This window comes from Pseudomonas tructae (genome assembly GCF_004214895.1).
GTDB classification, from domain to species: domain Bacteria; phylum Pseudomonadota; class Gammaproteobacteria; order Pseudomonadales; family Pseudomonadaceae; genus Aquipseudomonas; species Aquipseudomonas tructae.
The window spans coordinates 4,891,925-4,917,684 of sequence record NZ_CP035952.1 but is presented as its reverse complement, the minus strand read 5'-3'; the positions used below and the strand labels follow the sequence as shown (position 1 = coordinate 4,917,684).

Below are 25,760 nucleotides of genomic sequence, written 5' to 3'. Positions count from 1 at the left end.
AAATCTATCGCGGGGCAAGCCCGCTCCCACAGTAGATCCGCGATGATGTAAATGAAAAAGGCGACCCGAAGGCCGCCTCTTCAAACTGTCGCCGAATCAGAACTCGTGATCAGCGGTGTCTGGTGCCAGGTTGGTGATGCCCAGTTTGCTTGCGGCCTGCTCGATCGCACCGGTCTGCTTGACCAGGGAAGCGATGGCGTCACGCACGATCTGGTTGCCGGCGGTGTTGTCGGCGGCGATCAGTTGGTCGTAGTGCTCACCTTTGGCGGCGTGGTCAACGATCACTTGGATCTTGGCTTCGGTGGCTTCCAGGTCAGCCTTGAGGGTGCTGTCGGTAGCGGCGTCGACCTTGGCGACCAGCGAGGACAGGCTCGGGCCGCTCAGCTTGGTGCCGTCGGTGCGGGTGTATTCGCCCAGGTAGACGTTACGGATGCCCTTGGCGTCGTAGAAGTGCGAGTTGTGGGTGTTGTCGCTGAAGCAGTCATGCTCGTCTTCAGGCGAGTTGGCTTCCAGGGAAACCTTCATGCGCTCGCCAGCCAGTTCGCCCAGCGACAGGCTGCCCATGCCGAACAGCATTTTGCGCAGGCCGTCGGCGACAGGCTCGGCTTCAAGGGTAGCGCGGTAGTTGGTTGCAACGTTCGGCGCCCAGTTGCCGACCATTTCTTCAAGGTCGCTGACCAGCAGTTGAGTCACGGCTTTCAGATAGGCACGACGGCGCTCGTTGTGGCCGCCGGTAGCGCCCTGGCCTTCGAGGTAATCGGATGCCGGACGGGCACCGGCGCCTGGGCCGGTGCCATTGAGGTCCTGGCCCCAGAGCAGGAATTCGATCGCGTGGTAGCCGGTGGCGACGTTGGCTTCGGAGCCGCCCAGCTCGTTCAGGCTGGCCAGTTTCTCCGGGGTGATGTCGTTGACGTCTATCTTGTCTTCGCCGACCTGGATTTGCGTGTTGGCGATGATATTGGCAGTAGCGCCAGGGTTGCCCAGGGCATGCTCGTAGCTCTTGTCGACATAGTCGATCAGGCCTTCGTCCAGCGGCCAGGCGTTCACCTGACCTTCCCAGTCGTCGATGATGGTGTTGCCGAAACGGAACACTTCGCTCTGCAGGTATGGCACGCGGGAGGCGATCCAGGCGGCCTTGGCGGCGTTCAGGGTCTCGGCGTTGGGCTTGGCGAGGAAGGCGTCGACAGCGGTTTGCAGGGTCTTGGCGGTGCTCAGCGAATCGCTGTAGACCGCATGGACGATATCGGCGTAATGCTTGACCACGGCCTTGGCCGCTGCCTCGTCGACGGCGGCTGGAGCGGCAGCGGAGGTGCTGGCGGCCGGCGTTTGTGGTGCGGCGGCTTTGTCCTTGCTGTCGCCGCAACCGGCGAGAGAGATGGCGATGGCCAACAGACTGGCGGTGGCCAGAGGCATACGAATCATGGCGAATTCCTGCGTCGAGAGGTTGGACAAGCGTACCGGGGCACGCAAAACTGCAACATAATGCGAAAGATTTGCATTTTCTGTAAAGAGGCAGTCACGTAAATATTCAAATGCGTGTTTCTGCCTCTCCGGGCCATGCAGACAAGGGTTACAGGATCGAAACCTGGTTGCGCTGCGCCTGTTTGAGGAATGCGGTCAGCTCCCGTGCCGGCAGTGGTTTGCTGTAGTGGTAGCCCTGACCTTCGTGGCAACCCTGGGCAATGATGTAGGCCTCCTGCTCGGCGGTCTCCACACCTTCGGCGATGACCTGCATGCCCAGGCTCTTGCCCAACTGGATGATGGCGCGAACGATGGTGGCATCGTCGTCATCATCGAGCAGGTCTTGAACGAAACTCTTGTCGATCTTGATCTTGTCCAGCGGGAGTGACTTCAGGTAGCTGAGCGAGGAGTAGCCAGTGCCGAAGTCGTCAATGGCAATCAGTGCCCCGGAGCGGCGCAGGCTCAACAGGTGCTGGGCCGCGGTGCTGATGTCTTCCATCAGGCCGGTCTCGGTGACTTCCAGCTCAAGGCTGCGGGGTGGCAGGCGGTAGATTTGCAGCAGGTTGTTGACCACCCGCGGCAGTTCGTTGTGGTGCAACTGCACGGTGGACAGGTTGACCGCCATGCGCAGTTCGCTGAAGCCCTGGTCGTGCCAGTCGCGCAACTGCCGGCAAGCCTGGTCGAGCACCCATTCGCCGATGGTGATGATGTTGCCGTTCTGCTCGGCCAGGGGGATGAACTGGTCCGGCGGCACCATGCCCAGTTCCGGATGCTGCCAGCGCAGCAGCGCCTCGACACCGACCACGCGGTGGTCGCGGTAGCTGATCTGCGGTTGATAGACCAGGAACAGCTGGTTGCGTGGCAAGGCTTCGCGCAGGTCCTTTTCCAGCTCGCGACGTCGGCGCATCTCGCTGTCGACGCTGGCGATATAGAACTGGTAGCGGTTGCGCGAGCGGGCCTTGGCCAGGGTCATGGTCTGCTCGGCCTTTTGCAGCAGCTTCTCGGTGCTGTCGCCGTCTTCGGGGAACAGGGTGATGCCGATGGTGGCGCGCAGGCGGATTTCCTGATGGTCGAGGGCAAACGGCGCCTCGAGGTCATCGAGAATGCTCTGGGCCAGTTCGGCCGCTTCGTAGGGTTGCTCGATATCGGCCTGGACCAGGGCGAACTGGTCGCCACCCAGGCGCGCCAGGGCGCCGAGCCGGCCACTGTGGGCGCGCAGGCGGTCAGCCAGGGCCAGCAGCAACTGGTCGCCGGCCTGGTAGCTGAACTGCTCGTTGATGCCCTTGAAGTCGTCCAGGCCGACGCACAATACCGCCACCCGACGTTGCAGGCGGCCGGCGTCGACGAGGATCTTGTCCAGTTGCTGTTGCAACTGCTGACGGTTCGGCAGGCCGGTGAGGAAGTCATATTGGGCCATGCGCAACAGGCTGTTCTCGGCCTCGTGACGCAGGTGGGTGTTGCGCTCGATCGACGCCAGCAACTGGTTGGCAGTGTTCACCCACACGCCCAGTTCGTTCTTTTCGTGGCCCTTGATCAGCGGCAACTGATGCTGGCTGGGGCGGTCGGGGTTGATCTGGGTAAGGTGCTCGATGATCTTGGACAGCGGTTTGGTCAGCATCCAGTGATAGACCAGGTACAGCACCAGGCCCATGGCCAGGGCGCGCAATACCCCGGAAATGAAGATGATCACCGAGCTGACCAGAAAACCTTCGCCGTAGGAGGCGGTGTCGAGGGTGATGCTCAGGTCGCCGTAATATTCACTGTAGGGGCCGCGGCCGACCAGTTGGGTGGTGAAGCTGCGCTCCTGGCCCAGAATGAGGTCGGTCAGCCAGCGACTGGACACTTCCTGCAGCGGGCGGGATTTCTCTGCGAGCATGGTTTCGTTGGGATGGCCGATGGAGGCCATGCGCACGGACTCGTCCTGGAACAGACCCTCCATGACCTGCATGCCCATTTCCTTGTCCAGGCTGTACACCGCCTGGGTCGAAGGATCACGGAACATGTCGAGGATCCGCTGGGCGTCACTGGCGACGGCTTGGCGGGTCTTGTAAGCATCGAAGACGATCTGCGCACAACTGAGAACTACACCGACGACCAACGCCGAGAGCAGTACTACCCTGAGCAACTTGACCGATAAGCTGTTCTTGAGTTCCAGCTTCAATGGGGTTTCCTTAATCCATGCGCATGGCATCATTTTGCCATCAAACTTGGCAATCCACTATCGGCCGTCAACAGGACTTCTCCAGCGCCATCAGGGTGCTGTGTTCCAGCAACAGGCGCAGGATGCATCCCCGCGATCACTGTATCGGTTGCCCGGCCTTGCGACTTTAATCGGTAGGAACGAGTTTCCCAACGTTTGATGTTAGCGCGCCCTGCGTTCGCGGCAAGATACCTGATGCGGGAAATAGGATGAAAAATGTTGCAGCGCAGTCGCCAACAAAAAAGCCCACCGCAAGGGTGGGCTTTTCGGGCGCTCGATACGTGGTGAAAAGTATCGATCAGCAGCGGCCTCAGGCAGTGAAAGTCTTGCCTTCGAACTGCTCGGCGACGAACTTCCAGTTGACCAGGTTCCAGAACGCCTCGACGTATTTCGGACGGACGTTGCGGTAGTCGATGTAGTAGGCGTGTTCCCAGACGTCGCAGGTCAGCAGCGGGGTGTCGCCATTGGTCAGCGGGTTGCCGGCGCCGATGGTGCTGGCCAGGGCCAGGGAACCGTCAGCTTTCTTCACCAGCCAGCCCCAGCCGGAACCGAAGGTGCCGACCGACGTCTTGGTGAACTCTTCCTTGAACTTGTCGAAGGAACCGAACGCAGCGTTGATGGCTTCAGCCAGGGCGCCGGTTGGTTGGCCGCCGGCGTTTGGCGCCAGGCAGTTCCAGTAGAAAGTGTGGTTCCAGACCTGAGCGGCGTTGTTGAAGATACCGCCCGAGGAAGTCTTGACGATTTCTTCCAGGGTCTTGCCTTCGAACTCGGTGCCTGGCACCAGGTTGTTCAGGTTCACGACATAGGTGTTGTGGTGCTTGTCGTGGTGGTATTCCAGGGTTTCCTTGGAAATGTGCGGCTGCAGGGCGTCGTGGGCGTAAGGCAGCGGCGGCAATTCAAAAGCCATGGTGATTCTCCTAATCAGGTCTGTTGCGGTGAGCGCAAGGCCGATCACGGGCGGCCGGTGTGCGTCGGCGAGTCTGTACTCTTTGCGACGCAAGGGCTGGATCATAGCACCGGGGCCAGTGCTTAACCACGCAACAAGTGTATGGGAAAGAGGTTCCAGAGCCTTTGCCGGTGGCAGACCAGCGGCGTCTCAGGTCATGATCAGTTGCGCCGCCACGGCAAACATCATGACCGCCACCATCAAGTCGAGCAGCCGCCAGGTGCCCGGCCGCGCCAGCCACGGGGCCAGCCACGCCGCGCCCAGGGCCAGGGTGAAGAACCACAGCAACGAGGCGCTGGCGGCGCCGGCCACATAGGCGCCAGGCACCGCCTGCTGGGCACCCAGCGAGCCAATCAGCAGCACGGTATCGAGGTACACATGCGGGTTGAGCAGGGTCACCGCCAGGGCGCTGAGCAACACTGCCCGGCGTGAGCGCAGGCCTTGGCCTTCGCCTTGTTGCAGGCTTTGCTTGGAACAGGCGCGCATCAGGGCCTTGGCGCCGTACCAGAGCAGGAATACCGCACCGCCCCAACGCGCTACCGCAAGCAGCGTCGGGTTTTGTGCCAGCACGGTGGCCAGGCCGAACACGCCCGCGGCAACCAGCAGCGCATCACAGACCACGCACAAAACCGCCACCGGCAGGTGATGTTCACGACGCAGGCTTTGCGCCAGGACGAAGGCGTTTTGCGTGCCGATCGCCATGATCAGGCCGAAGGCGACCAGCAGGCCGTTAAGGTAGCTTTGCCACATAGGGAAGACTCCACGGACGCTCGCGAGGCGCGGGCGCAAATGCAAAAGAAGATGCTGGCCATTGTGGGGATATCATCTGTATAAGAAAAACAAATAAAGCTGATCAGGCATTAGGAAAAATAATGTTCGATTACAAACTGCTTTCTGCCCTCGCTGCGGTTGTCGAACAGGCCGGTTTCGAGCGCGCCGCCCAGGTACTTGGCTTGTCGCAGTCGGCAATTTCCCAGCGCATCAAACTGCTCGAAGCGCGGGTCGGCCAGCCAGTGCTGGTGCGTGCCAACCCGCCGAGCCCCACCGATGTCGGCCGGCGCTTGCTCAACCATGTACAGCAGGTGCGCCTGCTTGAGCGTGACCTGCAGAGCCAGGTGCCGGCGCTGGACGAAGAAGGCATGCCCGAGCGCCTGCGCATCGCTCTGAATGCCGACAGCCTGGCGACCTGGTGGGCAGGGGCGGTTGGTGAGTTCTGCGCCGACCAGCAGGTGCTGCTGGACTTGGTGGTCGAAGACCAGGAGGTTGGCCTCAAGCGCATGCGTGCGGGTGAAGTGGCAGCGTGCCTGTGTGGCAGTGAACGGCCGGTGGCCGGTGCGCGCAGCCTGCTGCTCGGGGCCATGCGCTACCGCGCCCTGGCCAGCCCGGCGTTCATGGCCCGCTACTTTCCCGCAGGTTTCGACGCCGCCCGCGTGTCGCGTACACCGGCGCTGGTGTACGGGCCGGATGATTTTCTCCAGCACCGGTATTTGGCGTCGCTGGGGATTGAGGACGGCTTTCTGCATCACTTGTGCCCCTCGTCCGAGGGTTTCTTGCGCATGACCGAGGCGGGCCTGGGCTGGGGCCTGGTGCCGGAGCTGCAGGTGCGCGACCAGTTGGCCAGCGGACGGCTGGTAGAAATATCCGCGGATAAACCCATCGATGTGCCCTTGTACTGGCATCATTGGCGCAACGGCGGGCAGTTGCTCGGCCAACTGACGGAACACCTGCGCCTGACGGCAGGGCAATGGCTGGTGCCGTTGTAGGCACTGGCGGCGTCAGCAGTATCTGAAAAACCTGGTTTAGGTGGAGTGTTACATGCGAATTCTGGTCACCGGCGCGAGCGGCTTCATTGGCGGGCGCTTTGCGCGCTTTGCCTTGGAGCAGGGCTTTGACGTCCGGGTCAACGGTCGCCGCGCCGAAGGTGTCGAGCACCTGGTGCGGCGCGGCGCGCAGTTCATCCCCGGTGACCTGAACGAGCCGGACCTGGCCCGGCGCCTGTGCCAGGGCGTCGAGGCGGTGGTGCATTGTGCGGGGGCGGTGGGCAACTGGGGGCGCTACCAGGACTTCTATCAAGGCAACGTGGTGGTCACTGAAAACGTGGTCGAGGCCTGCTTGAAGGAGCATGTACGGCGCCTGGTGCACCTGTCGTCACCGTCGATCTACTTCAATGGCCGTTCGCAGTTGGGCATCACCGAGGACCAGGTGCCGCGGCGCTTTCATGACCATTACGGGGCCACCAAGTACCTGGCCGAGCAAAAAGTTTTCGGCGCCCAGGAGTTCGGCCTTGAAGTCCTGGCCCTGCGCCCGCGTTTCGTCACCGGTGCCGGCGACGTCAGCATCTTCCCGCGCTTGCTGCAGATGCAGCGCAAGCGACGCCTGGCGATTATCGGCAATGGCCTGAACAAGGTCGACTTCACTAGCGTACAGAACCTCAACGAAGCACTGATCAGCGCTTTGCTCGCTGACAATGCCGCGTTGGGCCAGGCCTACAACATCAGCAATGGTCAGCCGTTACCGTTGTGGGATGTGGTCAATTACGTGATGCGGCAGATGCAACTGCCTCAGGTCACCCGCTATCGTTCCTACGGCTTGGCCTACAGCCTTGCTGCCTTGAACGAAGGCGCCTGCCTGCTCTGGCCGGGGCGCCCGCAACCGACCCTGTCGCGCCTGGGGATGCAGGTGATGAGCAAGGACTTCACCCTCGACATCAGCCGCGCCCGGCAGTTTCTTGATTACCGTCCTGGCGTGAGCCTGTGGTCGGCGCTGGATGAGTTCTGCGGCTGGTGGAAAGCCCAGGACCTTGCGTCCGGCAAGCACTGAACCGGATCACGGCTTTGCGGTCGATCAGTACGCTGATCAGGCTTTATACTACTGACCATTTGCTATCACCGTGGTTGAAGGGATCCCATGCGTAACGATGCTCCAGATGATTTCGATAACGTGCCGACCTTGAGTGCCGGCAGCCGTGATGACGACGATTTCGTCCCGGTAGCGGGGGTGCGACGTGGCGGTCCGGCAGCTGCGCATGCTCAACCCAAGTCGGCCAGCACCGGCCCGCTGTGGGCATTGCTCGGCGCCTCGTTCATTGCCCTGGCAGGCCTTGGCTGGTGGAGTTTTCAGCAGATTTCCCTGATGGAGCAGCAACTGGTTGCCACCCAGGAGAGCTTTGCCCGCATCAGTGAAGACGCGGCGGGGCGCCTGCAGGCGATCAGTGGCAAGGTTGCCGCCAGCGAGAGCAGTGTCAGCACCGACAGCGAGGCGCTGAAGCTGCAGATCAGGCAGTTGCAGACGAGCCTTAGCGAGCAGGGCAAGCAACAGCAGGGCGTGGCCGGGCAGACGGGCGATCTGGGCAAACGCCTGGAGCAGGTCCTGGCCCAGGCCAGCGAGCAACAGGCGGCCAACGCCAAGCTGCAAACGCAGTTGCAGGAGCAGTTGAAAGCGGTGGGCACTGAGCTGGCAGCGTTGAAGGCGGCGCAGGTGGATGGTGGCAAGCTCGAGGGTGAGCTCAAGAGCCTCGGTGGCGATGTCGCGGCGTTGAAGAAACAGGGCAATCCCGCGGCAGCGATTCAGCGCCTGGAGCAGGACTTGATCGTGCTCAAGAGCGAACAGGAAAACCGTCCGGCACCTGCGGCCGCAAGCGGTGCATCGACGGCGGAGTTCGATGCGTTTCGGGGGCAGGTGACCCGCAACATCAACACTCTGCAAAGCCAGGTGCAGAACCTGCAACAGCAGATCAACACCCGGCCTTGAGGGCCTCATCGCGGCATAGGTATCTACACATCTCTAATCCCGATCTATGAAGATGGCTCAGGGTTGGTCTGCGTGTGCTTATCCAGTTGATGTGGCGAGGCTGCCGGCCCCTTCCGCCTTTACGGCGGGTCCCTTTTGTCTTGGCAAAAAGGAACCAAAACCGCCTGCTCCTGCATCCGGCCCTACGCTGCGCTTCGGGTTCCCTCCTTACGCACCGACTCCGGCGGCCGCGCCACACGGGCTTCCTGCCCGTTGGCGCTTTGCGGGCCATCCATGGCCCTCCACCCCCTCCATCGGTGCTCCACTCGGCCTACTGAAGTCGCTGCAGATCAAGATCAAGATCAACAGCGCGGTGTGAACACAAATGTGGTGTGCGACCTCAGCCAGCAAGAGCGAAGCGAATTGTGCTGTTGATCTGGCTTTTGATTTTTTCGCGATTTCAGGAGGCCGAGTGGAGCACTGATGGAGGGGGTGCAGGCCCATGGATGGGCCGCAAAGCGCCGAGGGACATGGATGTCCCTTCGGCGCGGCCCCCGGAGTCGGTGCGTAAGGAGGGAACCCGGAGCGCAGCGCAGGGCCGGATGGTTGAGCGAGCGGTTTTGCTCACTTTTTCCAAGAAAAAAGTGAGCCGCCGTAAGGGCGGAAGGGGCCGGCAGCCTCGCCACATCAACGGGTTAAGCACGCCTATCAAGAGCCAATAGGCTGACTCGCTAGAGATGTGTCGATACCTATGCTCATCGCGGGGCAAGCCCGCTCCCACAGGATTTCACCCATCTCTGTGTGGGCTTGCCCCGCGATGCTTTTACAGCCGCGGATAATCGATATAGCCCACCGGCCCCTTGGCATAAAAGGTCTCCGGGTGCGGCTCGTTCAGCGGCGCATCCGCCGCCAGCCGCGCCGGCAGGTCCGGGTTGGCAATGAACGCAATGCCGAAGGCCACGGCATCGGCCTTGCCGCTGGCCAGTGAAGCGTTGGCGCTGGCTTTGGTAAACCGCTCGTTGACGATGTACGGGCCACCAAAGGCTTCTTTGATCAACGCGCCAAGGCTGTCGTCGGCTTCCTTCTCCCGCGAGCAGATAAAGGCGATGCCGCGCTTGCCTAGTTCCCGGGCGACATAGGTGAAGGTCTGGGCACGGTTGGCATCGCCCATGTCATGGGCATCGGCCCGTGGCGCCAGGTGCACGCCGACCCGTTGTGCGCCCCAGACCTCTATTACCGCATCCGTGACTTCCAGCAGCAGCCGTGCACGGTTCTCCAGTGAACCACCGTACTGGTCATGGCGCTGGTTGGTGCTGCTCTGCAGGAACTGGTCGAGCAGGTAGCCGTTGGCCGCATGCACTTCGACGCCGTCGAAACCGGCTGCCTTGGCATTTTCGGCACCGGTGCGGTAGGCCTCGACGATGTCGGCGATTTCTGCCGTTTCCAGAGCGCGGGGTGTCGGGTAATCGGCCAGTGGACGCACGAGGCTGACGTGGCCCTTGGCCGGGATGGCGCTTGGCGCGACCGGGGCTTCACCATTGAGGTAGCTTGAGTGGGAAATACGTCCCACATGCCACAGCTGCAGGAAAATCCGCCCGCCGGCGCCGTGCACGGCTTTGGTCACGTTGGTCCAGCCGCGTACCTGATCGTTGGACCAGATACCCGGGGTGTCCGGGTAGCCGACACCCATGGGCGTCACCGAGGTGGCTTCACTGAGGATCAGCCCGGCACTGGCCCGTTGTACGTAGTACTCGGCCATCAACGCGTTGGGTACCCGACCTTCGTCGGCGCGGCAGCGGGTCAGCGGGGCCATGATGATGCGGTTCGGCAGTTCAAGGTCGCCGAGGGTGATCGGATCAAAAAGCGTCGTCATAAATACCTCAAGGCTTATCAGTGAGTGGCAGGTGCCAGTTGGGCTTTATTGCCGCCCTGGCTGAAAGTGATCAGGGTGACGATCAGCGCCAGCACGGCCAGCACGGCGGCGGCCAGGGGCACGCGGGTCAGCCCCAGGCCCTGGGCGATGACGGTGCCGCCGACCCAGGCGCCGAGGGCGTTGCCCAGGTTGAAAGCGCCAATGTTCAAGGTCGAGACCAGGTTGGGGGCAGCCTTGCCGAAGGTCACCACATTGACCTGCAGGGCGGGTACGGCGGCAAAGGCTGCCGTGGCCCAGAGGAACAGGGTGATTTCTGCCGGAATCAGCGCGGCGCTGGTCCAGCTCAGTACTGTGGAAACCACCGCCATGCTGGCGAATACACCGATCAGGGTGGCGCTCAGGCGCTTGTCGGCGAGCTTGCCGCCAAGGATGTTGCCCAGGGTCAGGCCCAGGCCGATCAGCAGCAAGGTCCAGGTCACGCCCCGAGGCGAAACGCCAGTGACGTCACCGAGCAGCGGCGCCACGTAGGTGAACAGGGCGAACATCGAGGCTGAGAACAGCACGGTCATCGACAGCGACAGCCAGATACCGGCGCCTTTGAGCGCGGCAAGTTCGGCGCGCATGTCGAGTTTTTCTTCGTCATGGCGCAATGGCAGGAAGCGTATCAGGCCGATCATGGCAATCACACCGATCACGGTCACCGCCCAGAAGGTCGAGCGCCAGCCGTATTCCTGGCCCAGCGCGGTGCCCAGCGGCACACCGAGAACATTGGCCAGGGTCAGGCCGGTGAACATCAGCGCCACCGCCGAAGCACGACGGTTGGCCGGCACCAGGCTTGCCGCCACCACCGAGCCGATGCCGAAGAAGGCGCCGTGGCACAGGGCAGTCACCACCCGGGCGAACATCAGCAGGTTGTAGTCGCTGGCCACCGCGCACAGCAGGTTGCCGACGATGAACACGCCCATCAGTGCAATCAGCGCCGCTTTACGCGGCAGGCGCGAGGTGGCCAGGGCCATGAACGGCGCACCGATGGCCACGCCCAGGGCGTAACCGGTGACCAGCCAGCCGGCGCCGGGAATCGATACACCCAGGTCTGCCGCCACTTCCGGCAACAGACCCATGATGACGAACTCGGTGGTACCGATGGCGAAGGCGCTGAGCGCCAGGATTATCAGTGAAAGGGGCATTGCAAGGTCCTTGTCAGAGCTCTTGGCTCATCTGCTGGAGGAAGGCCTGGATGGTTTCCTCGTTGCGTTTGAAAAAATGCCATTGGCCAATCTTCTGGCTGCTGATCAGGCCGGCGCGCTGCAAGGTGGCCAGGTGGGCAGAGACGGTCGACTGCGACAGGCCGCAGCGTTGATCGATCTGCCCGGCACACACACCGTGTTCGGTGCTGTGGTGCTGGTCGGGAAACTGCGCGTCGGGGTCCTTCAGCCAGTTGAGGATTTCTCGCCGTACTGGGTGGGCCAGGGCTTTTATTATTTCGTCGAGATCGAGAGGCATGGTTGGGCTCGTGGTGTGTGTAGCGTTATATCGCGATGGAGCGAAATATAAATCGGTATTTCGCGATATACAAATATGATGTGGTTCTGAGCTCAGCGCAAATCGCTATATCGAGTTATAACGATATAGGTGCCGGGGTGCTAGAATCCCTCTCCATGAACTACCTCGCACACCTTCACCTTGGCGGCCAGCAGCCCGAGCAATTGCTCGGCAGCCTGTATGGCGATTTCGTCAAAGGGCCGCTGCAGGGGCGCTTCCCCCCGCCGCTGGAAGCGGCTATCCGGCTGCACCGGCAAATCGATGTCTACACCGACAGCCACCCGCTGGTACTGGCGGCGCTGGCGCGTTTTCCCCGGGAGCGGCGGCGTTACGCCGGGATCATCCTCGATGTGTTTTTCGACCACTGCCTGGCCTTGCATTGGCGGGACTACGCCGAGCAGCCGCTGGACCAGTTCACCGACCGTGTGTACCGGGTGCTCGCCGCAGAGCCGGCCTTGCCCGGGCGCCTGGCGCAGATAGCGCCGTACATGGCGGCCGATGACTGGTTGGGCTCTTATCAAGAGTTCGCGGTACTTGAACAGGTGTTTCGCGGGATCGCCCGGCGCCTGTCGCGCCCGGAAGGGATGGACGGTGCCCTGGAGGAAGTGACAAAGCTGTACGCGCCGTTGCTGGAAGACTTTCGCAACTTCTACCCAGAGCTGCAGCGCTTTGCCAGGGCCAACACTTAGGCCGCCTTGACCCGACGTTGCGGCTGGGCAACCGGTTCGCTGCCGAACAGTGCCAGCTGGATCGCTTGCTGGGCCTTGAAGGCCAGGGCGGCGCGTTCTTCACCGGCGCTGGCAATCGGTGCGAGCAAATGAATTTCGACCTCGGCGCAATCATTGGCAAACAGCCGGAACAGGTGCGACAGCAGATCATCATCACCAATAAATGGCGCGATCGAATCGCTGTGGCCATTGCGCAGGTAACGCAGGGCAACCGGCTGCAGCGGTGTTTGCGTGTCAATGGTGCTGGCCAGCAGGCGGCCATGGAAAGTGCGCAGGCTGCGCCCGTCGGTAGTAGTGCCTTCAGGGAAAATAAGCAGTGCACAGTCCTGTTGCAGGTGCTGGCTGATCTGTTTGCGCAGCAATTGGCTGTCGTTGCCGCCGCGACGAATGAACAGGGTACCGGCCTTGAGTGCCAGCCAGCCAGCTACCGGCCAGGTGCGCACTTCGGCCTTGGACAGAAACGACAGCGGGGCCAGCCTGCCCAGCAGTGGGATATCGGTCCAGGACACGTGATTGCTGACCCACAGCATCGGCTGCTGCGGCAACTGGCCGATCACCCGTACCTTGAACGGCAGGGCATTGCTCAGTGTGTTCATGAACAGTTGCGACCAGCGTTGGCGGCGCTCGGTCGTGGCCGGCACGCGCAAGCGTTCATAGAGGCTGAACAGCGCCGCCATGCCCAAGCCGAACAGCACCACCAATAGCACCCGTGCTACGCGTGTGTAGACGCGCAGGCGCTGCATCAGACTGCCGCCTTGAAGTGACGAGCATAACGTGGGCACAGCTCGTCGCGCTTGAGCAGGATGAACACGTCGGCGACCTGGAAGTCTTCGTCCCAGCAGGGCTCGCCGCAGATTTTCGCCCCCAGACGCATGTACGCCTTGAGCAGTGGCGGCATCTCGGCGATGACGTTGTTCGGCAGGGCCAGGCTGGGCAGTGGTTTTTTCGGTTCGGCGCGCAGGTGTTCGGTGCACAGGTAGCGTTCGCGCAGGCGCTGCATGATCGCGTGGGCCTGTACGCCGCCGTCCTGCATGGGGATGCTGGCGCAGCCCATCAGGTAGCTGTAGCGGCCTTCGTTGAGCACTTCGGCCAGTTCCGCCCAGAGCACGGCGATGGTGCCGCCGTTGCGGTAGGCCGGATCGACGCAGGTGCGGCCAAGCTCCAGGATCGGTCCTTGCAGGTGGCCGAGGCCGTGCAGGCTGAACTCCTCTTCGCTGTAGAAGCGCCCCAGGCTGCTGGCGGCCTGGTGGTCGAGCAGGCGGGTGGTGGCGACCAGGCGCCCGCTATTGAGATCGCGCACGCCGATGTGACGGCAATGAATGTCGTAGTCATCCATGTCCAGGCCCAGCTCGGCGCCTTTGAGTTTGGCCTTGAATTCACCGCTGAATACGCTGAAACGAAGGGCCTGAGCTTCCTGCAGGGCGGCCGGGCCGACCAGGCGTTCGGCTTGCAGACGGCGTTCAGTGCTGTTGTCGCCAGAGCGAGCGATCCGAGTCATTGCGTGTCTCCATAAGCCAGCCATGGGGTTGCGGCCGGTCGACTTTGTTGTGCAAGCTCAGCCTAGGTAGATGCGGTGTCACCCCCGTGAAGAATTGGTGATGCTTGTATGACAGCCCCCAAGGAGCGCTTCGATGGCCTGGTTGCAACGACTCAACGACCGACAACGACACCCACAGGCCGCGACGCTGGCCGACACCTATTCCAGCCTGCTGGCGCGCCTGGGCCCGGTCAGCCCGTTCGAGCTGGCGGTGCTCGGTGGGCGGGCCATGAACACCCCGGGCCTGGCCTTCCTGGTCGGTTACCAGGCGGCGCTGCGGGTGCTGTGGCCCAGTGCGCCGCAGAGCCTTGGCGCCCTGTGTGCCAGTGAGCGGCGCAGCGTGCGCCCGGCGGACATGCACGTGCGTCTGGATGATCTGCGCCTGACGGGCAGCAAGGACTTTGTCACCGCCGGGCTCGATGCCGAGTGGCTGCTGGTGGCGGCGCGTTGCGAAGCGTCCGGGCAGCCGGTGGAACTGAGCCTGGCGGTGGTCTATGCCGGCGAGCCGGGTGTAAGCCTGGAACCCCTGCCGTCCTTGCCGTTGATGCCGGAAGTCGGCCATGCCCGCCTGCACCTGGACGGCGCATTGTGCGAGCGCCTGGCCGGTGACGGCTGGGATGCCTACGTCAAACCCTTCCGCTCGCTGGAGGATCTTTATGTGCTCAGCGCCCTGTGTGCCTGGCTGTATGGCGTCGGTCAGGAAAGCGGTTGGCCGCAGAGCCTGCAGCTGCGCCTGATCGGCCTGCTCGGCGGCTGTGCAGAAAGCACTCGCCAGTGCGCGGATGTCGCGGCCAGCCATCTGCTGCTAGGTGGCCTGTTTGCCCAGTTCAACGCCTTGAAAGAGGAGATCAACCTGGCGCTGCTGGCAGGCCCCGACGAGTGGGCCAGCCTGTGGCAACGCGACCAGGGTTTGCTGGAGATTGCTAGCGCCGCCCGGGCCAAGCGCCTGGCCAAGGCGTGGGCCGCCGCCGGATTGTCATGAACCGCTGGCAGGCTGGGCGAACCCTGGCCAAGAGTGCGCGGCATGAGCAGAGTGGTGTGGTGGATACTGGCTGTTCTTGCCTTCAGCAAGGCCGTGTCGGCCGCAGAGTATTGGCCCGTACCTGACTGGCCGGTTGCCGATGATGCCAACCCAGGCGCCTGGCAGGCGGTCGAACGCTATGCCTTCGCTCCACGTAATGATGAACAACGCCAGGGCGTGCGCACCGACGCCCTGCTGGTGATCGCCGACGGGCGCATTGTCTATGAGCGCTATGCAGCGCCCAACACGGCGCAAACCGCGCACCTGACCTGGTCGATCAGCAAGAGCGTACTGGCGACCCTGTTGGGTGTCGCCCACGCCCAGGGCCGCTTTGACCTGCAGGATCCGGTGGCGCGTTTCTACCCGCCCATGCGCGCCCATCCCCAGGTGCGCATCGAAGACCTGCTGCATTGGGCCAGCGGTCTGGACTGGCAGGAGGACTACGAATACGCGCCGCTCAAGTCATCGGTAGTGGCCATGCTCTACACCCGCGGGCGCGGCGATATGGCCGACTACACCGCAGCCAGGCCTGAGGCGGTAAGCCCTGGGCTGCGCTTTCTCTACTCCAGCGGGGACAGCAACGTGCTGGCAGCGGCCTTGCGCGAGATGGTTGGCGAGGGCGGTTATGCAGAGTATCCCTGGCACGCTTTGTTCGAACCCCTGGGTATTGGTAGCGCCGTGTGGGAGCGTGACGGCAAAGGCACCCTGGTGGGGTCCTCCTACCTGTACCTGAGCGCCCGTGATCTGGCGCGCATCGGGCTGTTGATGCTGCGTGAAGGCCGCTGGCAGTCGCGGCAATTGCTGGCCAGCGATTGGGTTGCGTTCAATCGCCAGCCGTTCCTGCAAGCCACTTCGCAACCTGGTGAGGCAAACCCAGGTGGGCACTGGTGGCTCAACCAGGCGTTGCCCGGCAGAGCGCAACCCTGGCCGGATGCGCCATCCGACACTTACGCAGCCCTCGGGCACTGGGGCCAGGCGCTGTATGTACTGCCTGCGCGCAAGTTGGTGATCGTGCGTTTTGCTGATGACCGTGACGATAGCTTCGCCCATAACGAACTACTAAAGCGGGTACTGGCAGCGACCAGCGAGGCACTACCATGAAGCGCATAGTGCTGGTGCTGATCCTGCTGGCAGGCGCCTGGGGCTGGTACGAACGCCAGGCGCTGGCGGATTTCCCCGGTATTCTCAGCGCCTATTCGGCCAAGGAGTACTGCTCGTGCCGCTATGTCATGAATTTCGACTCCCACTATTGCCGGAGCTACGTACAGCAGTACCTGCCACTGAGTGGCCTGGATGAGGATGTCCAGCAGCGGTTGATTCGCGCTGAAGGGTTGGGAGTAGCAAGCCGAGCGCAATGGCAAGGGCCACGCGTGGGCTGTCGCTTGCTGCCGTGAAGGCAGCCGGGTAAGGTTGATGACCATTGTGTTACAGGATTTCACATGTTCAGTCTGCCGCGTCTTCTGCTAACCCTGCTGGTCGTCTTGAGTCTCCCTGCCCAGGCCAATTGGCACCTGGACGGCGAATCGTCGCGCCTGTCGTTTATCTCCAGCAAGAACGGCGACACGGCCGAGGTGCATCGTTTCCTCGTCTTGCATGGCAAGGTCGATCGCAAGGGCGCCGCCGAACTGCAGATCGAGATGGACTCCAACAGCAGTGGTGTACCGTTGCGTGATGAGCGCATGCGCAAGGAACTGTTCGAGTTCGCCAAGTTCCCCGAAGCCACGGTCAGCGCGCAGATCGACCTGCGCCCGATCAACGACCTGGCCAACGGTGCCCAGGTGGAACTGCGCCTGCCCTTGACCGTCAGCCTGCATGGCAAGCAGCACAGTTACAGTGCTCTGTTACTGGCCACCCGCCTGGATGAGCGGCGCTTTCAGGTGGTGACCCTGGAGCCGTTGATGCTGCGCGCCGATGATTTTGATTTGCTCCCAGGCCTTGCCACCCTGCGCAAGCTGGCCGGGCTCAAGTCCATCAGCCCGTCGGTGCCGGTGGCTGCGGTGCTGATTTTCACGGCGCGTTGAGATGGCCGGACCGGTCTTTCCCTGGCGCGATGGCAATCGGTTCGAGCTGTTGATCGACGGTCCGCAATTCTTCCCGCGCATGCTCACCGCCATCGTGCGCGCCGAGCATCAGGTGGATCTGGAACTGTACCTGGTAGAGGCGGGGGCCTGCGCCGAGGCCATGGTCCAGGCCCTGGTGCAGGCCGCCGAGCGCGGGGTGCAGGTGCGTTGCCTGTTCGATGATTACGGCTCGCTGGCCTTCACCCTGAGCCTGCGTCAGCGCTTGCTGGCGGCCGGCGTCGAACTGCGCTGGTACAACCGCCTGCGCTGGCGCCGGGGCTTGCGCAACCTGTACCGCGATCATCGCAAGCTGCTGTTGGTCGACCAGGCCTGGGCGGTGGTGGGCGGCACCGGTGTCACTGACCAGTTCTGGACCCCGAGCGAAGACGTCAGCGAATGGCACGAAGTGATGGTGCAGATGCAAGGCCCGCTGGTGGCCGATTGGCAGATGCTCTTTGATCGCCAGTGGCGCGCCAATCTGCGCCGCACCGCCTGGCGGCCACCGACCCATTTCGGCCTGCCGCGCTTGCCACGGGTTCCGGACAGAGGCATCGGCATGGGCCGGGTGGCCTACGCCGACGCCCGCCAGCACCGGGACATTCTGCAATCGCTGGTGCGTGCGTTGAACAGTGGCCAGCGGCGGATCTGGCTGGCGACACCTTACTTTCTGCCGACCTGGAAGGTCCGTCGCTCCCTGCGCCGCGCCGCTTCCCGTGGTATCGACGTGCGCCTGTTGCTGACCGGGCCGCGCACCGATCACCCTTCGGTGCGCTATGCCGGCCATCGCTATTACCCGCGGCTATTGCGCGCCGGTGTGAAAATCTTCGAGTACCAGCCGTGTTTCCTGCACTTGAAGATGGTGCTGGTGGACGACTGGGTCAGTATCGGCTCGTGCAACTTCGATCACTGGAACCTGCGGTTCAACCTTGAAGCCAATGTCGAGGCCATCGACCCACCCCTGACCGCAGATGTGGCGGCGAGCTTTGAGCGTGACTTCGCCCAGAGCCTGGCCGTTGACCTTGCCCACTGGCATGCGCGGCCGTTGTGGAAGCGCGTGCAGCAACGCTTGTGGGGCTGGCTCGACCGGCTGGTGGTCAACCTGCTCGACCGTCGCGACTAGTATTTTTGCTAGTTGTTCAGGGGAAAAGAAGACGTTTCAATGAGTCTCTTATCTACCCTTGGAGGGTACGAAATGAAGGCTCGGAATAACCACGGAAATATCGATCTTTCCTTCGGTGATGCAGGGTATGTCGGCACTGATTATGAAAAGTCGCAAGGTGCGATATGCAGCTTGGCCACAGGCGCTATTCGCAATTTCTATTTAGACTTAAGCTTAAATGTCAGTGGCTTTTATATTCAGGGGCGTTTGGCCAATGGTCAGGTAGATCCCCGGTTTGGCGAAGGAGGGACCAAGTTCCTGAGAATTGTTAGGCCGGAGGAAGACAATGTCCGTTTTGTGCATCCTCTTTATGCTATCCGTACGGCTGCCAATGATTGTCTGGTCATTGGTGTGCTGCTGGCTGGGGAGGCTGCCCAAGCATTTGTTTCCAAGGTGCGCGCCGATGGGGACCTAGACCTCGATTACGGTGAGAATGGAACGGCGACTTTCACGCTGGTGGGGGCGAGCAGTGGCGTACTTCAGGTAAATGCAACGAAGGCAGACGCTACGCTTTGCGCAGTAGCGACCCAGTGGGCGTGTGCAAAACCTCGTCTCAAGAGTGTGCCCAAAAATACTGTTGCAACAGGCCAAGTAGCGCAGGATGGCGGTCTGATTTTTTCAATCAGAAGCCGCTTTCAGACTCAGGGTGATTTCATTGTCAAGCTTGATGCAAGCGGAAATCTGGATGAAGCGTTTCAGGGGGGCTGCATACAGATTGTCGTTAATGGTGAGCTGGCGAAAATCGGCAGCGTCATTCTCGATGAGCAGCACCGGGTCGTAGCGTGTGGTTGGATAGCGGACTATGGCTTTGTTGCAAGGCTTACCGACGACGGCATGGCAGATACCAGCTTCGGCCCACAAGGCAATGGTTTTAGCATGTTTGCGAGCGAACACCCGGGCGGGCAAGTCAGCCTGTACAGCCTGCTTGCAGGCAATGCTGGAAGGTTGTTTGTCGGTGGTTTCACGGACACCTATCCGAATTTTTTTGGCAACATCCTGATCGGTCTTAAAGAGGACGGTCATCTGGACGAGGGATTTGCCGAAGGCGGGCTATTGGGATTGCCTCAAGGCACGGGATTCTATTTTCTATCCCCAGGATACGAGGGAAGGATCCTCGCGGCCTGCAGGTATTTGGGCTGGGAAGAACCAACCATTGGTGAGATGACATACCTTTGGTGCATCACAGCGCAAGGGCAAATAGAGGAAAAGTTCGGCAATGGCAGTAGTGAGGAAGGCACCGCAGGCAGTCAGCTAACCTCGCTCAATGACATAGTGGATGTTCACATGCAGGTAGATGGCAATGTGTTGCTCTACGCGGGCCATGGCGGTTTCTCGGAGCCGGCTTCCGCTAAACTTTGTCGTGTATTGCCGGACATCCTCGCGCAAGTCAAAGCGACATCGCCCTTGGTGGCCAGGTATTCCCACTAAAGAAAAATGCGGCAGAGGGCTCAGGCCCGCTGCCGCATTTTTCCAAGCGTGAGCCGCTAGGCTTACTTCACTTCCACCGCCAGGCTTTCAGCGATCTTGTGCTGCCAGATCGCGGGGCCTGTGATGTGCACCGACTCGCCATTGCTGTCGACGGCGACAGTCACCGGCATGTCCTTGACCTCGAACTCGTAGATCGCTTCCATGCCCAGTTCGGCGAAGGCCAGGACCTTGGACTTCTTGATCGCCTGGGCGACCAGGTAGGCAGCGCCGCCAACGGCCATCAGGTACACAGCCTTGTTGTCCTTGATCGCTTCGATGGCGGTCGGGCCGCGCTCGGATTTGCCGATCATGCCCAGCAAGCCGGTTTGCTCGAGGATCTGCCGGGTGAACTTGTCCATCCGCGTTGCGGTGGTCGGGCCTGCCGGGCCAACCACTTCGTCACCCACCGGATCAACCGGGCCGACGTAGTAGATGAAGCGACCCTTGAGGTCGACCGGCAGTTCTTCGCCCTTGTTGAGCATCTCGACCATGCGCTTGTGCGCAGCGTCGCGGCCGGTGAGCATCTTGCCGTTGAGCAGGATGGTCTCGCCCGGTTTCCAGCTCTGTACGTCTTCCGGGGTCAGGGTGTCGAGGTTGACGCGGCGAGCCGAAGGGCCGGCTTCCCAGACGATTTCCGGGTAGGCGTCCAGCGATGGTGCTTCCAGGTCGGCCGGGCCCGAGCCGTCGAGCACGAAGTGGGCGTGACGGGTGGCGGCGCAGTTGGGGATCATGCACACCGGCAACGAGGCGGCGTGGGTCGGGTAGTCCATGATCTTGACGTCGAGCACGGTGGTCAGGCCGCCCAGGCCCTGGGCGCCGATGCCCAGCTGGTTGACCTTGTCGAACAGCTCCAGGCGGATCTCTTCGATGCGGTTCTGCGGGCCACGGGCCTTGAGCTCGTGGATGTCGATGGATTCCATCAACACTTCCTTGGCCATCACTGCGGCTTTCTCGGCGGTGCCGCCGATGCCGATGCCGAGCATGCCCGGTGGACACCAGCCGGCACCCATGGTCGGAACGGTCTTCAGAACCCAGTCGACGATCGAGTCGGACGGGTTGAGCATGGCCATTTTCGACTTGTTCTCGGAGCCGCCGCCTTTGGCTGCCACGTCCACTTCCACGGTGTTGCCCGGGACGATGGAGTAGTGGATGACCGCCGGGGTGTTGTCCTTGGTGTTCTTGCGGCTACCGGCCGGGTCGGCCAGGATGGATGCGCGCAGGACGTTTTCCGGCAGGTTGTAGGCGCGGCGCACGCCTTCGTTGATCATGTCGTCCAGGCTCATGGTGGCGCCATCCCAGCGCACATCCATGCCGACGCGCACGAACACGGTGACGATACCGGTGTCCTGGCAGATCGGCCGGTGGCCGGTGGCGCACATGCGCGAGTTGATCAGGATCTGGGCGATGGAGTCGCGTGCAGCCGGCGACTCTTCACGCAGATAGGCCTCATGCATGGCCTGGATGAAATCAACGGGGTGGTAGTACGAAATGAACTGCAGGGCGTCGGCAACGCTCTGAATCAGGTCGTCTTGCTTGATCACGGTCATGCAGCGCGCTCCTCTTAAAGACGGGAACATTCATTAAGGTATTCCGACGCGGACTGGCCGAGGTGTCGAAACGACCTTCAACAGGCGCCAACGCAAGGCTGTCGGCGCAAAAAAGGCGCGGCAGTATAGCGCGCATCTGCCGCCGGTACACGTACCAAAGGTCCCCACCAAGGTCGGCAAGGCGTGGGCACCGTTCTTGCCTGAGCCTCTGCCGATCCGGGCAAACATGGCAATTATTCGTCACAGACCCTAAAGTGGCGGTTGGCCATGCCCCATTCCTCTGCCTTGGCCAGGGCACGGTGAGTCACCTGTGACCGAAACAGCGCTGCAGACACTGCTACTCAAACGCTTTCTATTGGCTGCGGGCACTTATGTGCTGGTGCTGGCACTGGTCTGGGGTGCGCGCTTGAGCGGGCACCTGCAAGCCTCCCAGGATGCCTTGTTGCTTGGTGGTGGCCTGTTACTGTTGTGCCAGGTGATGCTCGGCTGGGTGTTTGTCAGCGGGCGTAACCTGCGTTTCAATGACCCGAGCCTGACCCAGTTGCAGATCCTGCTGGCGATCGCCTGGCATACCTGGCTGTTGGCCCAGCTCGACCAGGGCCGTGGCACCTTCTTGATGTTCTACCCCTTGATCCTGCTGTTCGGCCTGTTTCACCTGCGCGGCCGGGTGTTCGTGCGTTGTGCGCTGCTGGTGCTGTTGAGCTTCGCCGGCCTGATGGCCTGGGAGGCCTGGCAGGTGCCGCAGCTCGATCCATCACTTTGGCTGCTGCAGGGTGGCGCGCTGCTGGTGGTGCTGTGCTGGTTGTGCCTGTATGCCCGTTATGTGCAGGCTGCCCGACAGCGTATGCGCCAGCGGCGCCATGCCTTGCAGGCCCATCAGGACACCCTGCGCGGCATGATGCGCCAGCTCGAAGGCCTGGTGGCTACCGATGAACTGACCGGCCTGTTCAACCGTCGGCACTTTCTGGGCTTGGCCACGCGTGAGTTGGAGCGCATGCGCGCCGAGCATTGCCATGGGCTGGCCCTGATCGACCTTGATCATTTCAAACGTATCAATGACCTGTATGGCCATGCCGCTGGCGATCAGGTGCTGCAGGCCTTCGCCTCGATCGCCAGCGAATGCCTGGAGGAACCCGCTGTATTGGCCCGCTATGGGGGTGAAGAGTTTGTGCTGTTGCTGCCCGATTGCACCGAGGTGCAACTCGCCGACTGTTGCGAGCGGTTGCGTAAAGCCTTTGCCCTGGCCCAGCCGCCAGCAGTAGGTTTGCGTGTCGAGCCGTTGAGCCTGTCGGCCGGAATGACCTTGCTGGGCGCCGGTGATGACCTCGACGTGGCCCTGCAGCGCGCGGATCAGGCGTTGTATCGAGCCAAGCGCCGCGGGCGTAATCGCTGTCTGGCCGCATGGGAGACTGTCGATGCCTGAGTTGCGGGTGGGGCAGCGGCAATGGGCGGTGGCGCCAGGCAGTAACCTGCTCGACGCCTTGAATGATGCCGGCCTCACGGTGCCCTACAGTTGCCGCGCCGGCAGCTGTCATGCTTGCCTGGTGCGTTGCCTGCAAGGCCGGCCGGGGGATGCCAGGCCCGATGCCTTGGCGGCTGACAAGCGTCAGCAAGGATGGCGCCTGGCGTGCCAGTGCAGTGTCGATGAAGACTTGCAGGTGGCGGTATTCGACCCGCTTGCGGATGGCTTGCCAGCGCAGGTTGTCGGTTTGGACTGGTTGAGCCCCACGGTGTTGCGCTTGCGTCTTGCGCCGCAACGACCACTGCGTTATCAGGCCGGTCAGCACTTGGTGCTATGGAGCCCGAGCGGGGTCGCCCGGCCATATTCTCTGGCCAGTCTGCCGGGGGAGGAGGGCTTTCTCGAGTTTCATCTCGATTGCCGGCAACCTGGGGCCTTTTGCGATCAGGCGCGGCAATTGTCCAGCGCTTCGACCCTGCACCTGGGCGAGTTGCGCGGTGGTGCCTTGCACTACGACCCCGACTGGCAGGAACGCCCGCTGTGGCTGCTGGCGGCGGGTACTGGCCTGGCGCCATTGTGGGGGATTCTGCGCGAGGCGCTGCGTCAGGCACATCACGGCCCGATTCGCCTGCTGCACCTGGCCCATGACGCTCAGGAGCATTACCTGGCGCAACCATTGACCGAACTGGCCAGCCGTCACCGGCAATTGCAGGTCGAGCTGCTGACCCCGGCTGAGTTGCCTCAGGCATTGGCAGCGTTGCACTTGCAGTCACGTCAGACTGTGGCCCTGGCCTGCGGCTCGGCGGCCAGTGTCGAGCAGTTTTCCCGGCGCATGTTCCTTGCCGGCTTGCCGCGCAACCAAATTTTTGCCGATGCTTTTATTGCGCACGCTTGATTGCGCACGGGCACAAAAAAAGCCCCGCAACACAAGCTGCGGGGCTTTGTTCAGCAGGGTCTGCGGATCAGACCAGCGAATCACCAACGTGCAGGATCTTCATGCCATTGGTGCCACCGATGGTGTGGTAGCTGTCGCCTTTGGTCAGGATCGCCCAGTCACCTGGCTCGACCGCGCCGCGCTGCAGCAGCTCATCGACCGCCGCCTGGCTGACTTTGTCGGCCGGCAGGGCTGCCGGGTCGAACGCTACCGGGTACACGCCACGGAACATCGCGGCGCGGGCCAGGGTGGCGCGGTGCGGCGAGAAGGCGTAGATCGGCACCGATGAACGCAGACGCGACATGATCAGCGGGGTGTAACCACTTTCGGTGAGGGCGATGATCGCCTTGACGCCAGGGAAGTGGTTGGCGGTGTACATCGCCGCCAGGGCGATGCTTTCGTCGCAGCGCTCGAAGCGGGTGTGCAGGCGGTGGCTGGACTTCTGGCTGGTCGGGTGTTTTTCCGCACCCAGGCAGATACGCGCCATGGCCTGTACCGCTTCGATCGGGTAGGCACCCGCGGCGCTTTCGGCCGAGAGCATCACCGCATCGGTGTTATCCAGCACGGCGTTGGCCACGTCGGACACTTCGGCGCGGGTCGGCATCGGGTTCTGGATCATCGACTCCATCATCTGGGTCGCTACAATCACCGCCTTGTTGTTGCGACGGGCGTGCTGGATGATCTTCTTCTGGATCGCGATCAGCTCGGCATCGCCGATTTCCACGCCCAGGTCGCCGCGGGCAACCATGACTGCGTCACTGGCGGCGATCAGACCGTCGAGGGTCTCGTCGTCGGCGACTGCTTCGGCGCGTTCGATCTTGGCTACCAGCCAGGCACTGCCGCCCGCTTCGTCGCGCAGGCGACGGGCGTATTCCATGTCGGAGGCATCGCGTGGGAAAGAAACGGCCAGATAATCCAGGTCCATTTCGGCGGCCAGCTTGATGTCGGCCTTGTCTTTTTCAGTCAGGGCCGGAGCGGTCAGGCCGCCGCCGCGACGGTTGATGCCTTTGTGATCGGACAGCGGGCCGCCGATCAGTACTTCGCAATGCAGGGCGTCGGCGGTGGCGCTTTCTACGCGCATGACCACACGGCCGTCGTCGAGCAGCAATTCGTCACCGACACCGCAGTCCTTGACCAGGTCCGGGTAGTCGATGCCGACGATATCCTGGGTACCTTCGGTCAGCGGGTGGGCGGTGGAGAAGGTGAAGCGGTCACCGACCTTGAGTTCGATACGCTTGTTGCTGAATTTGGCGATGCGGATCTTCGGCCCTTGCAGGTCGCCGAGCAGCGCCACGTGGCGGCCGAGGCGGGCAGCGATGTCGCGGATCAGGCGCGCGCGAGCCTTGTGCTCGTCAGGCGTGCCGTGGGAGAAGTTCAGGCGAGCGACATCCAGGCCTGCGAGGATCAGTTGCTCGATCACTTCCGGCGAGTTGCTGGCGGGGCCAAGGGTGGCGACGATTTTGGTACGGCGGATGGTCATGCACAGACTCCTATAGTGAAGCGCAGCGAAAGGCTACTCCGGAAAATCGCTGTAGTCATTGTTCCTTTGCACTACCTGCCGCTTGGCGTGTGGGAGCGGGCTTGCCCCGCGATGAGGCCGCTACAACCAGCACGCTCTACAGATTTATCAATCAAAGCCGATACACTGCTCAATACAGGAGAACCCCCATGCGAGCCTTGATCGTTTTAGCCCTGGCGACCAGCGTCGTCGGCTGCACCCGCTGGTCGATGGACCATCATCTGAATAACGCTTACCGCGCCTATGACCGGGGTAATTGCGAGCGGGTGATGCTCGAGCTGTCCCAGGTCGATCGCACCAGCCGTGCGCGACCATTCATCCAGCCGGAAGTGTCGCTGCTGCGTGGCCAGTGCCTGGAGCGCCAGAAGCTGTTCGTCGATGCGGCACAGACCTACCAGTTCATCTCCCAGCGTTACCCGCAGAGCGAATACGCCTACCGCGCCCGCGCCCGCCTGCAGACGCTCGAGCAACTGGGGCACTTGCGCACCGGCGAGGCAGCTATCGCCCGGCCAGCAACGACAACGCCTTGGCGTTAATACTAAAGTGGTCGAGTCTGATTGTGACGTAGGGGTCAGGTT

At 62.3% G+C, this 25,760-nt stretch carries 24 protein-coding genes; 13 read left to right on the top strand and 11 right to left on the bottom strand.

The genetic code is table 11. From position 1 onward, the window contains the following. Positions 1 to 96: 96 nt before the first annotated feature. The 4 genes from EXN22_RS22460 to EXN22_RS22445 all read right to left on the bottom strand — a co-directional run bounded on the left by EXN22_RS22460 (position 97) and on the right by EXN22_RS22445 (position 5,357). Positions 97 to 1,422, bottom strand: a complete 1,326-nt coding sequence (locus EXN22_RS22460) for an imelysin family protein (protein WP_130266127.1) — start codon at positions 1,420 to 1,422, stop codon at positions 97 to 99. 148 nt (positions 1,423 to 1,570) lie between these two features. Next, positions 1,571 to 3,652 carry a putative bifunctional diguanylate cyclase/phosphodiesterase gene (locus tag EXN22_RS22455; protein WP_407691984.1) on the bottom strand — a complete coding sequence of 694 codons (2,082 nt, stop codon included), beginning with the start codon at positions 3,650 to 3,652 and terminating at the stop codon, positions 1,571 to 1,573. Positions 3,653 to 3,971: 319 nt separating this feature from the next. Further along, a complete protein-coding gene (locus EXN22_RS22450) occupies positions 3,972 to 4,568 on the bottom strand; it encodes a superoxide dismutase (protein WP_009394731.1) in 597 nt (198 codons plus the stop codon). 189 nt (positions 4,569 to 4,757) lie between these two features. Next, positions 4,758 to 5,357 (bottom strand): LysE/ArgO family amino acid transporter, encoded by a 600-nt coding sequence (locus EXN22_RS22445; RefSeq protein ID WP_130266125.1) that lies wholly within the window; start codon positions 5,355 to 5,357, stop codon positions 4,758 to 4,760. A 122-nt stretch (positions 5,358 to 5,479) separates the two neighbouring features. Between EXN22_RS22445 and EXN22_RS22440 the strand changes: the two genes are divergently transcribed. The 3 genes from EXN22_RS22440 to EXN22_RS22430 all read left to right on the top strand — a co-directional run bounded on the left by EXN22_RS22440 (position 5,480) and on the right by EXN22_RS22430 (position 8,357). Continuing rightward, positions 5,480 to 6,370 (top strand): LysR family transcriptional regulator ArgP, encoded by an 891-nt coding sequence (locus tag EXN22_RS22440; RefSeq protein WP_130266124.1) that lies wholly within the window; start codon positions 5,480 to 5,482, stop codon positions 6,368 to 6,370. Positions 6,371 to 6,422: 52 nt separating this feature from the next. Then, positions 6,423 to 7,427 carry an NAD-dependent epimerase/dehydratase family protein gene (locus tag EXN22_RS22435; protein ID WP_130266123.1) on the top strand — a complete coding sequence of 335 codons (1,005 nt, stop codon included), beginning with the start codon at positions 6,423 to 6,425 and terminating at the stop codon, positions 7,425 to 7,427. An 87-nt stretch (positions 7,428 to 7,514) separates the two neighbouring features. Then, entirely contained in the window at positions 7,515 to 8,357 is an 843-nt protein-coding gene (locus EXN22_RS22430; protein ID WP_130266122.1) for an ATPase, read from the top strand. An 802-nt stretch (positions 8,358 to 9,159) separates the two neighbouring features. Here the strand turns inward: EXN22_RS22430 and EXN22_RS22425 are convergent. The 3 genes from EXN22_RS22425 to EXN22_RS22415 are packed head-to-tail and all read right to left on the bottom strand — an operon-like array spanning position 9,160 to position 11,712. Further along, the gene (locus EXN22_RS22425) at positions 9,160 to 10,209 is read right to left on the bottom strand and encodes an alkene reductase (RefSeq protein WP_130266121.1); all 1,050 of its coding nucleotides are present in this window, start codon (positions 10,207 to 10,209) and stop codon (positions 9,160 to 9,162) included. 17 nt (positions 10,210 to 10,226) lie between these two features. After that, the gene (locus EXN22_RS22420; RefSeq protein ID WP_130266120.1) at positions 10,227 to 11,396 is read right to left on the bottom strand and encodes an MFS transporter; all 1,170 of its coding nucleotides are present in this window, start codon (positions 11,394 to 11,396) and stop codon (positions 10,227 to 10,229) included. A 13-nt stretch (positions 11,397 to 11,409) separates the two neighbouring features. Continuing rightward, on the bottom strand, positions 11,410 to 11,712 hold the full coding sequence (locus EXN22_RS22415) for an ArsR/SmtB family transcription factor (RefSeq protein ID WP_038998919.1): 303 nt from the start codon (positions 11,710 to 11,712) through the stop codon (positions 11,410 to 11,412). Positions 11,713 to 11,867: 155 nt separating this feature from the next. Between EXN22_RS22415 and EXN22_RS22410 the strand changes: the two genes are divergently transcribed. Further along, entirely contained in the window at positions 11,868 to 12,440 is a 573-nt protein-coding gene (locus tag EXN22_RS22410; RefSeq protein ID WP_130266119.1) for an acyl carrier protein phosphodiesterase, read from the top strand. On the opposite strand, the gene EXN22_RS22405 is transcribed toward EXN22_RS22410, so the two are convergent. Together EXN22_RS22405 and olsB are read right to left on the bottom strand one after the other, a co-directional pair. Continuing rightward, entirely contained in the window at positions 12,437 to 13,222 is a 786-nt protein-coding gene (locus EXN22_RS22405; protein ID WP_130266118.1) for a lysophospholipid acyltransferase family protein, read from the bottom strand. The genes EXN22_RS22410 and EXN22_RS22405 overlap by 4 nt on opposite strands. After that, entirely contained in the window at positions 13,222 to 13,977 is a 756-nt protein-coding gene (gene olsB / locus EXN22_RS22400) for an L-ornithine N(alpha)-acyltransferase (RefSeq protein ID WP_130266117.1), read from the bottom strand. The genes EXN22_RS22405 and olsB overlap by 1 nt, the downstream gene beginning before the upstream one ends. 133 nt (positions 13,978 to 14,110) lie before the next feature. On the opposite strand from olsB, the gene EXN22_RS22395 reads away from it, so the two are divergent. From EXN22_RS22395 to EXN22_RS22370, 6 genes are all read left to right on the top strand, one after another. Next, on the top strand, positions 14,111 to 14,998 hold the full coding sequence (locus tag EXN22_RS22395) for an acyl-CoA dehydrogenase middle domain-containing protein (RefSeq protein ID WP_130266116.1): 888 nt from the start codon (positions 14,111 to 14,113) through the stop codon (positions 14,996 to 14,998). Between the two features lie 42 nt (positions 14,999 to 15,040). After that, positions 15,041 to 16,138 (top strand): serine hydrolase domain-containing protein, encoded by a 1,098-nt coding sequence (locus tag EXN22_RS22390; protein WP_130266115.1) that lies wholly within the window; start codon positions 15,041 to 15,043, stop codon positions 16,136 to 16,138. After that, the gene (locus EXN22_RS22385) at positions 16,135 to 16,431 is read left to right on the top strand and encodes an amidase (protein ID WP_130266114.1); all 297 of its coding nucleotides are present in this window, start codon (positions 16,135 to 16,137) and stop codon (positions 16,429 to 16,431) included. The genes EXN22_RS22390 and EXN22_RS22385 overlap by 4 nt, the downstream gene beginning before the upstream one ends. Positions 16,432 to 16,476: 45 nt before the next feature. Continuing rightward, positions 16,477 to 17,058, top strand: coding sequence for a YceI family protein (locus EXN22_RS22380; RefSeq protein WP_130266113.1), 582 nt, complete (start codon positions 16,477 to 16,479; stop codon positions 17,056 to 17,058). A gap of 1 nt (position 17,059) precedes the next feature. Continuing rightward, complete coding sequence (locus EXN22_RS22375) at positions 17,060 to 18,217, top strand: phospholipase D-like domain-containing protein (protein ID WP_130266112.1); 1,158 nt, start codon at positions 17,060 to 17,062, stop codon at positions 18,215 to 18,217. A 72-nt stretch (positions 18,218 to 18,289) separates the two neighbouring features. Continuing rightward, positions 18,290 to 19,684 carry a hypothetical protein gene (locus EXN22_RS22370; protein WP_130266111.1) on the top strand — a complete coding sequence of 465 codons (1,395 nt, stop codon included), beginning with the start codon at positions 18,290 to 18,292 and terminating at the stop codon, positions 19,682 to 19,684. Positions 19,685 to 19,746: 62 nt separating this feature from the next. On the opposite strand, the gene EXN22_RS22365 is transcribed toward EXN22_RS22370, so the two are convergent. Beyond that, a complete protein-coding gene (locus EXN22_RS22365) occupies positions 19,747 to 21,270 on the bottom strand; it encodes a fumarate hydratase (protein ID WP_010220854.1) in 1,524 nt (507 codons plus the stop codon). 310 nt (positions 21,271 to 21,580) lie between these two features. Between EXN22_RS22365 and EXN22_RS22360 the strand changes: the two genes are divergently transcribed. Then, positions 21,581 to 22,693 carry a GGDEF domain-containing protein gene (locus EXN22_RS22360; protein ID WP_130266110.1) on the top strand — a complete coding sequence of 371 codons (1,113 nt, stop codon included), beginning with the start codon at positions 21,581 to 21,583 and terminating at the stop codon, positions 22,691 to 22,693. Further along, a complete protein-coding gene (locus EXN22_RS22355; protein WP_130266109.1) occupies positions 22,686 to 23,624 on the top strand; it encodes an iron-sulfur-binding ferredoxin reductase in 939 nt (312 codons plus the stop codon). The genes EXN22_RS22360 and EXN22_RS22355 overlap by 8 nt, the downstream gene beginning before the upstream one ends. Positions 23,625 to 23,691: 67 nt before the next feature. On the opposite strand, the gene pyk is transcribed toward EXN22_RS22355, so the two are convergent. Continuing rightward, a complete protein-coding gene (pyk, locus tag EXN22_RS22350; RefSeq protein ID WP_130266108.1) occupies positions 23,692 to 25,143 on the bottom strand; it encodes a pyruvate kinase in 1,452 nt (483 codons plus the stop codon). 188 nt (positions 25,144 to 25,331) lie between these two features. Between pyk and EXN22_RS22345 the strand changes: the two genes are divergently transcribed. Beyond that, entirely contained in the window at positions 25,332 to 25,718 is a 387-nt protein-coding gene (locus EXN22_RS22345) for a tetratricopeptide repeat protein (protein WP_130266107.1), read from the top strand. The last annotated feature ends 42 nt before the right edge of the window (positions 25,719 to 25,760 follow it).

Coding starts and splice junctions, on each gene's coding strand:
- EXN22_RS22460 (WP_130266127.1), bottom strand. CDS start 1,422: ATGATTCGTATGCCTCTGGCCACCGCCAGTCTGTTGGCCATCGCCATC.
- EXN22_RS22455 (WP_407691984.1), bottom strand. CDS start 3,652: ATGCCATGCGCATGGATTAAGGAAACCCCATTGAAGCTGGAACTCAAG.
- EXN22_RS22450 (WP_009394731.1), bottom strand. CDS start 4,568: ATGGCTTTTGAATTGCCGCCGCTGCCTTACGCCCACGACGCCCTGCAG.
- EXN22_RS22445 (WP_130266125.1), bottom strand. CDS start 5,357: ATGTGGCAAAGCTACCTTAACGGCCTGCTGGTCGCCTTCGGCCTGATC.
- EXN22_RS22440 (WP_130266124.1), top strand. CDS start 5,480: ATGTTCGATTACAAACTGCTTTCTGCCCTCGCTGCGGTTGTCGAACAG.
- EXN22_RS22435 (WP_130266123.1), top strand. CDS start 6,423: ATGCGAATTCTGGTCACCGGCGCGAGCGGCTTCATTGGCGGGCGCTTT.
- EXN22_RS22430 (WP_130266122.1), top strand. CDS start 7,515: ATGCGTAACGATGCTCCAGATGATTTCGATAACGTGCCGACCTTGAGT.
- EXN22_RS22425 (WP_130266121.1), bottom strand. CDS start 10,209: ATGACGACGCTTTTTGATCCGATCACCCTCGGCGACCTTGAACTGCCG.
- EXN22_RS22420 (WP_130266120.1), bottom strand. CDS start 11,396: ATGCCCCTTTCACTGATAATCCTGGCGCTCAGCGCCTTCGCCATCGGT.
- EXN22_RS22415 (WP_038998919.1), bottom strand. CDS start 11,712: ATGCCTCTCGATCTCGACGAAATAATAAAAGCCCTGGCCCACCCAGTA.
- EXN22_RS22410 (WP_130266119.1), top strand. CDS start 11,868: ATGAACTACCTCGCACACCTTCACCTTGGCGGCCAGCAGCCCGAGCAA.
- EXN22_RS22405 (WP_130266118.1), bottom strand. CDS start 13,222: ATGCAGCGCCTGCGCGTCTACACACGCGTAGCACGGGTGCTATTGGTG.
- olsB (WP_130266117.1), bottom strand. CDS start 13,977: ATGACTCGGATCGCTCGCTCTGGCGACAACAGCACTGAACGCCGTCTG.
- EXN22_RS22395 (WP_130266116.1), top strand. CDS start 14,111: ATGGCCTGGTTGCAACGACTCAACGACCGACAACGACACCCACAGGCC.
- EXN22_RS22390 (WP_130266115.1), top strand. CDS start 15,041: ATGAGCAGAGTGGTGTGGTGGATACTGGCTGTTCTTGCCTTCAGCAAG.
- EXN22_RS22385 (WP_130266114.1), top strand. CDS start 16,135: ATGAAGCGCATAGTGCTGGTGCTGATCCTGCTGGCAGGCGCCTGGGGC.
- EXN22_RS22380 (WP_130266113.1), top strand. CDS start 16,477: ATGTTCAGTCTGCCGCGTCTTCTGCTAACCCTGCTGGTCGTCTTGAGT.
- EXN22_RS22375 (WP_130266112.1), top strand. CDS start 17,060: ATGGCCGGACCGGTCTTTCCCTGGCGCGATGGCAATCGGTTCGAGCTG.
- EXN22_RS22370 (WP_130266111.1), top strand. CDS start 18,290: ATGAAGGCTCGGAATAACCACGGAAATATCGATCTTTCCTTCGGTGAT.
- EXN22_RS22365 (WP_010220854.1), bottom strand. CDS start 21,270: ATGACCGTGATCAAGCAAGACGACCTGATTCAGAGCGTTGCCGACGCC.
- EXN22_RS22355 (WP_130266109.1), top strand. CDS start 22,686: ATGCCTGAGTTGCGGGTGGGGCAGCGGCAATGGGCGGTGGCGCCAGGC.
- pyk (WP_130266108.1), bottom strand. CDS start 25,143: ATGACCATCCGCCGTACCAAAATCGTCGCCACCCTTGGCCCCGCCAGC.
- EXN22_RS22345 (WP_130266107.1), top strand. CDS start 25,332: ATGCGAGCCTTGATCGTTTTAGCCCTGGCGACCAGCGTCGTCGGCTGC.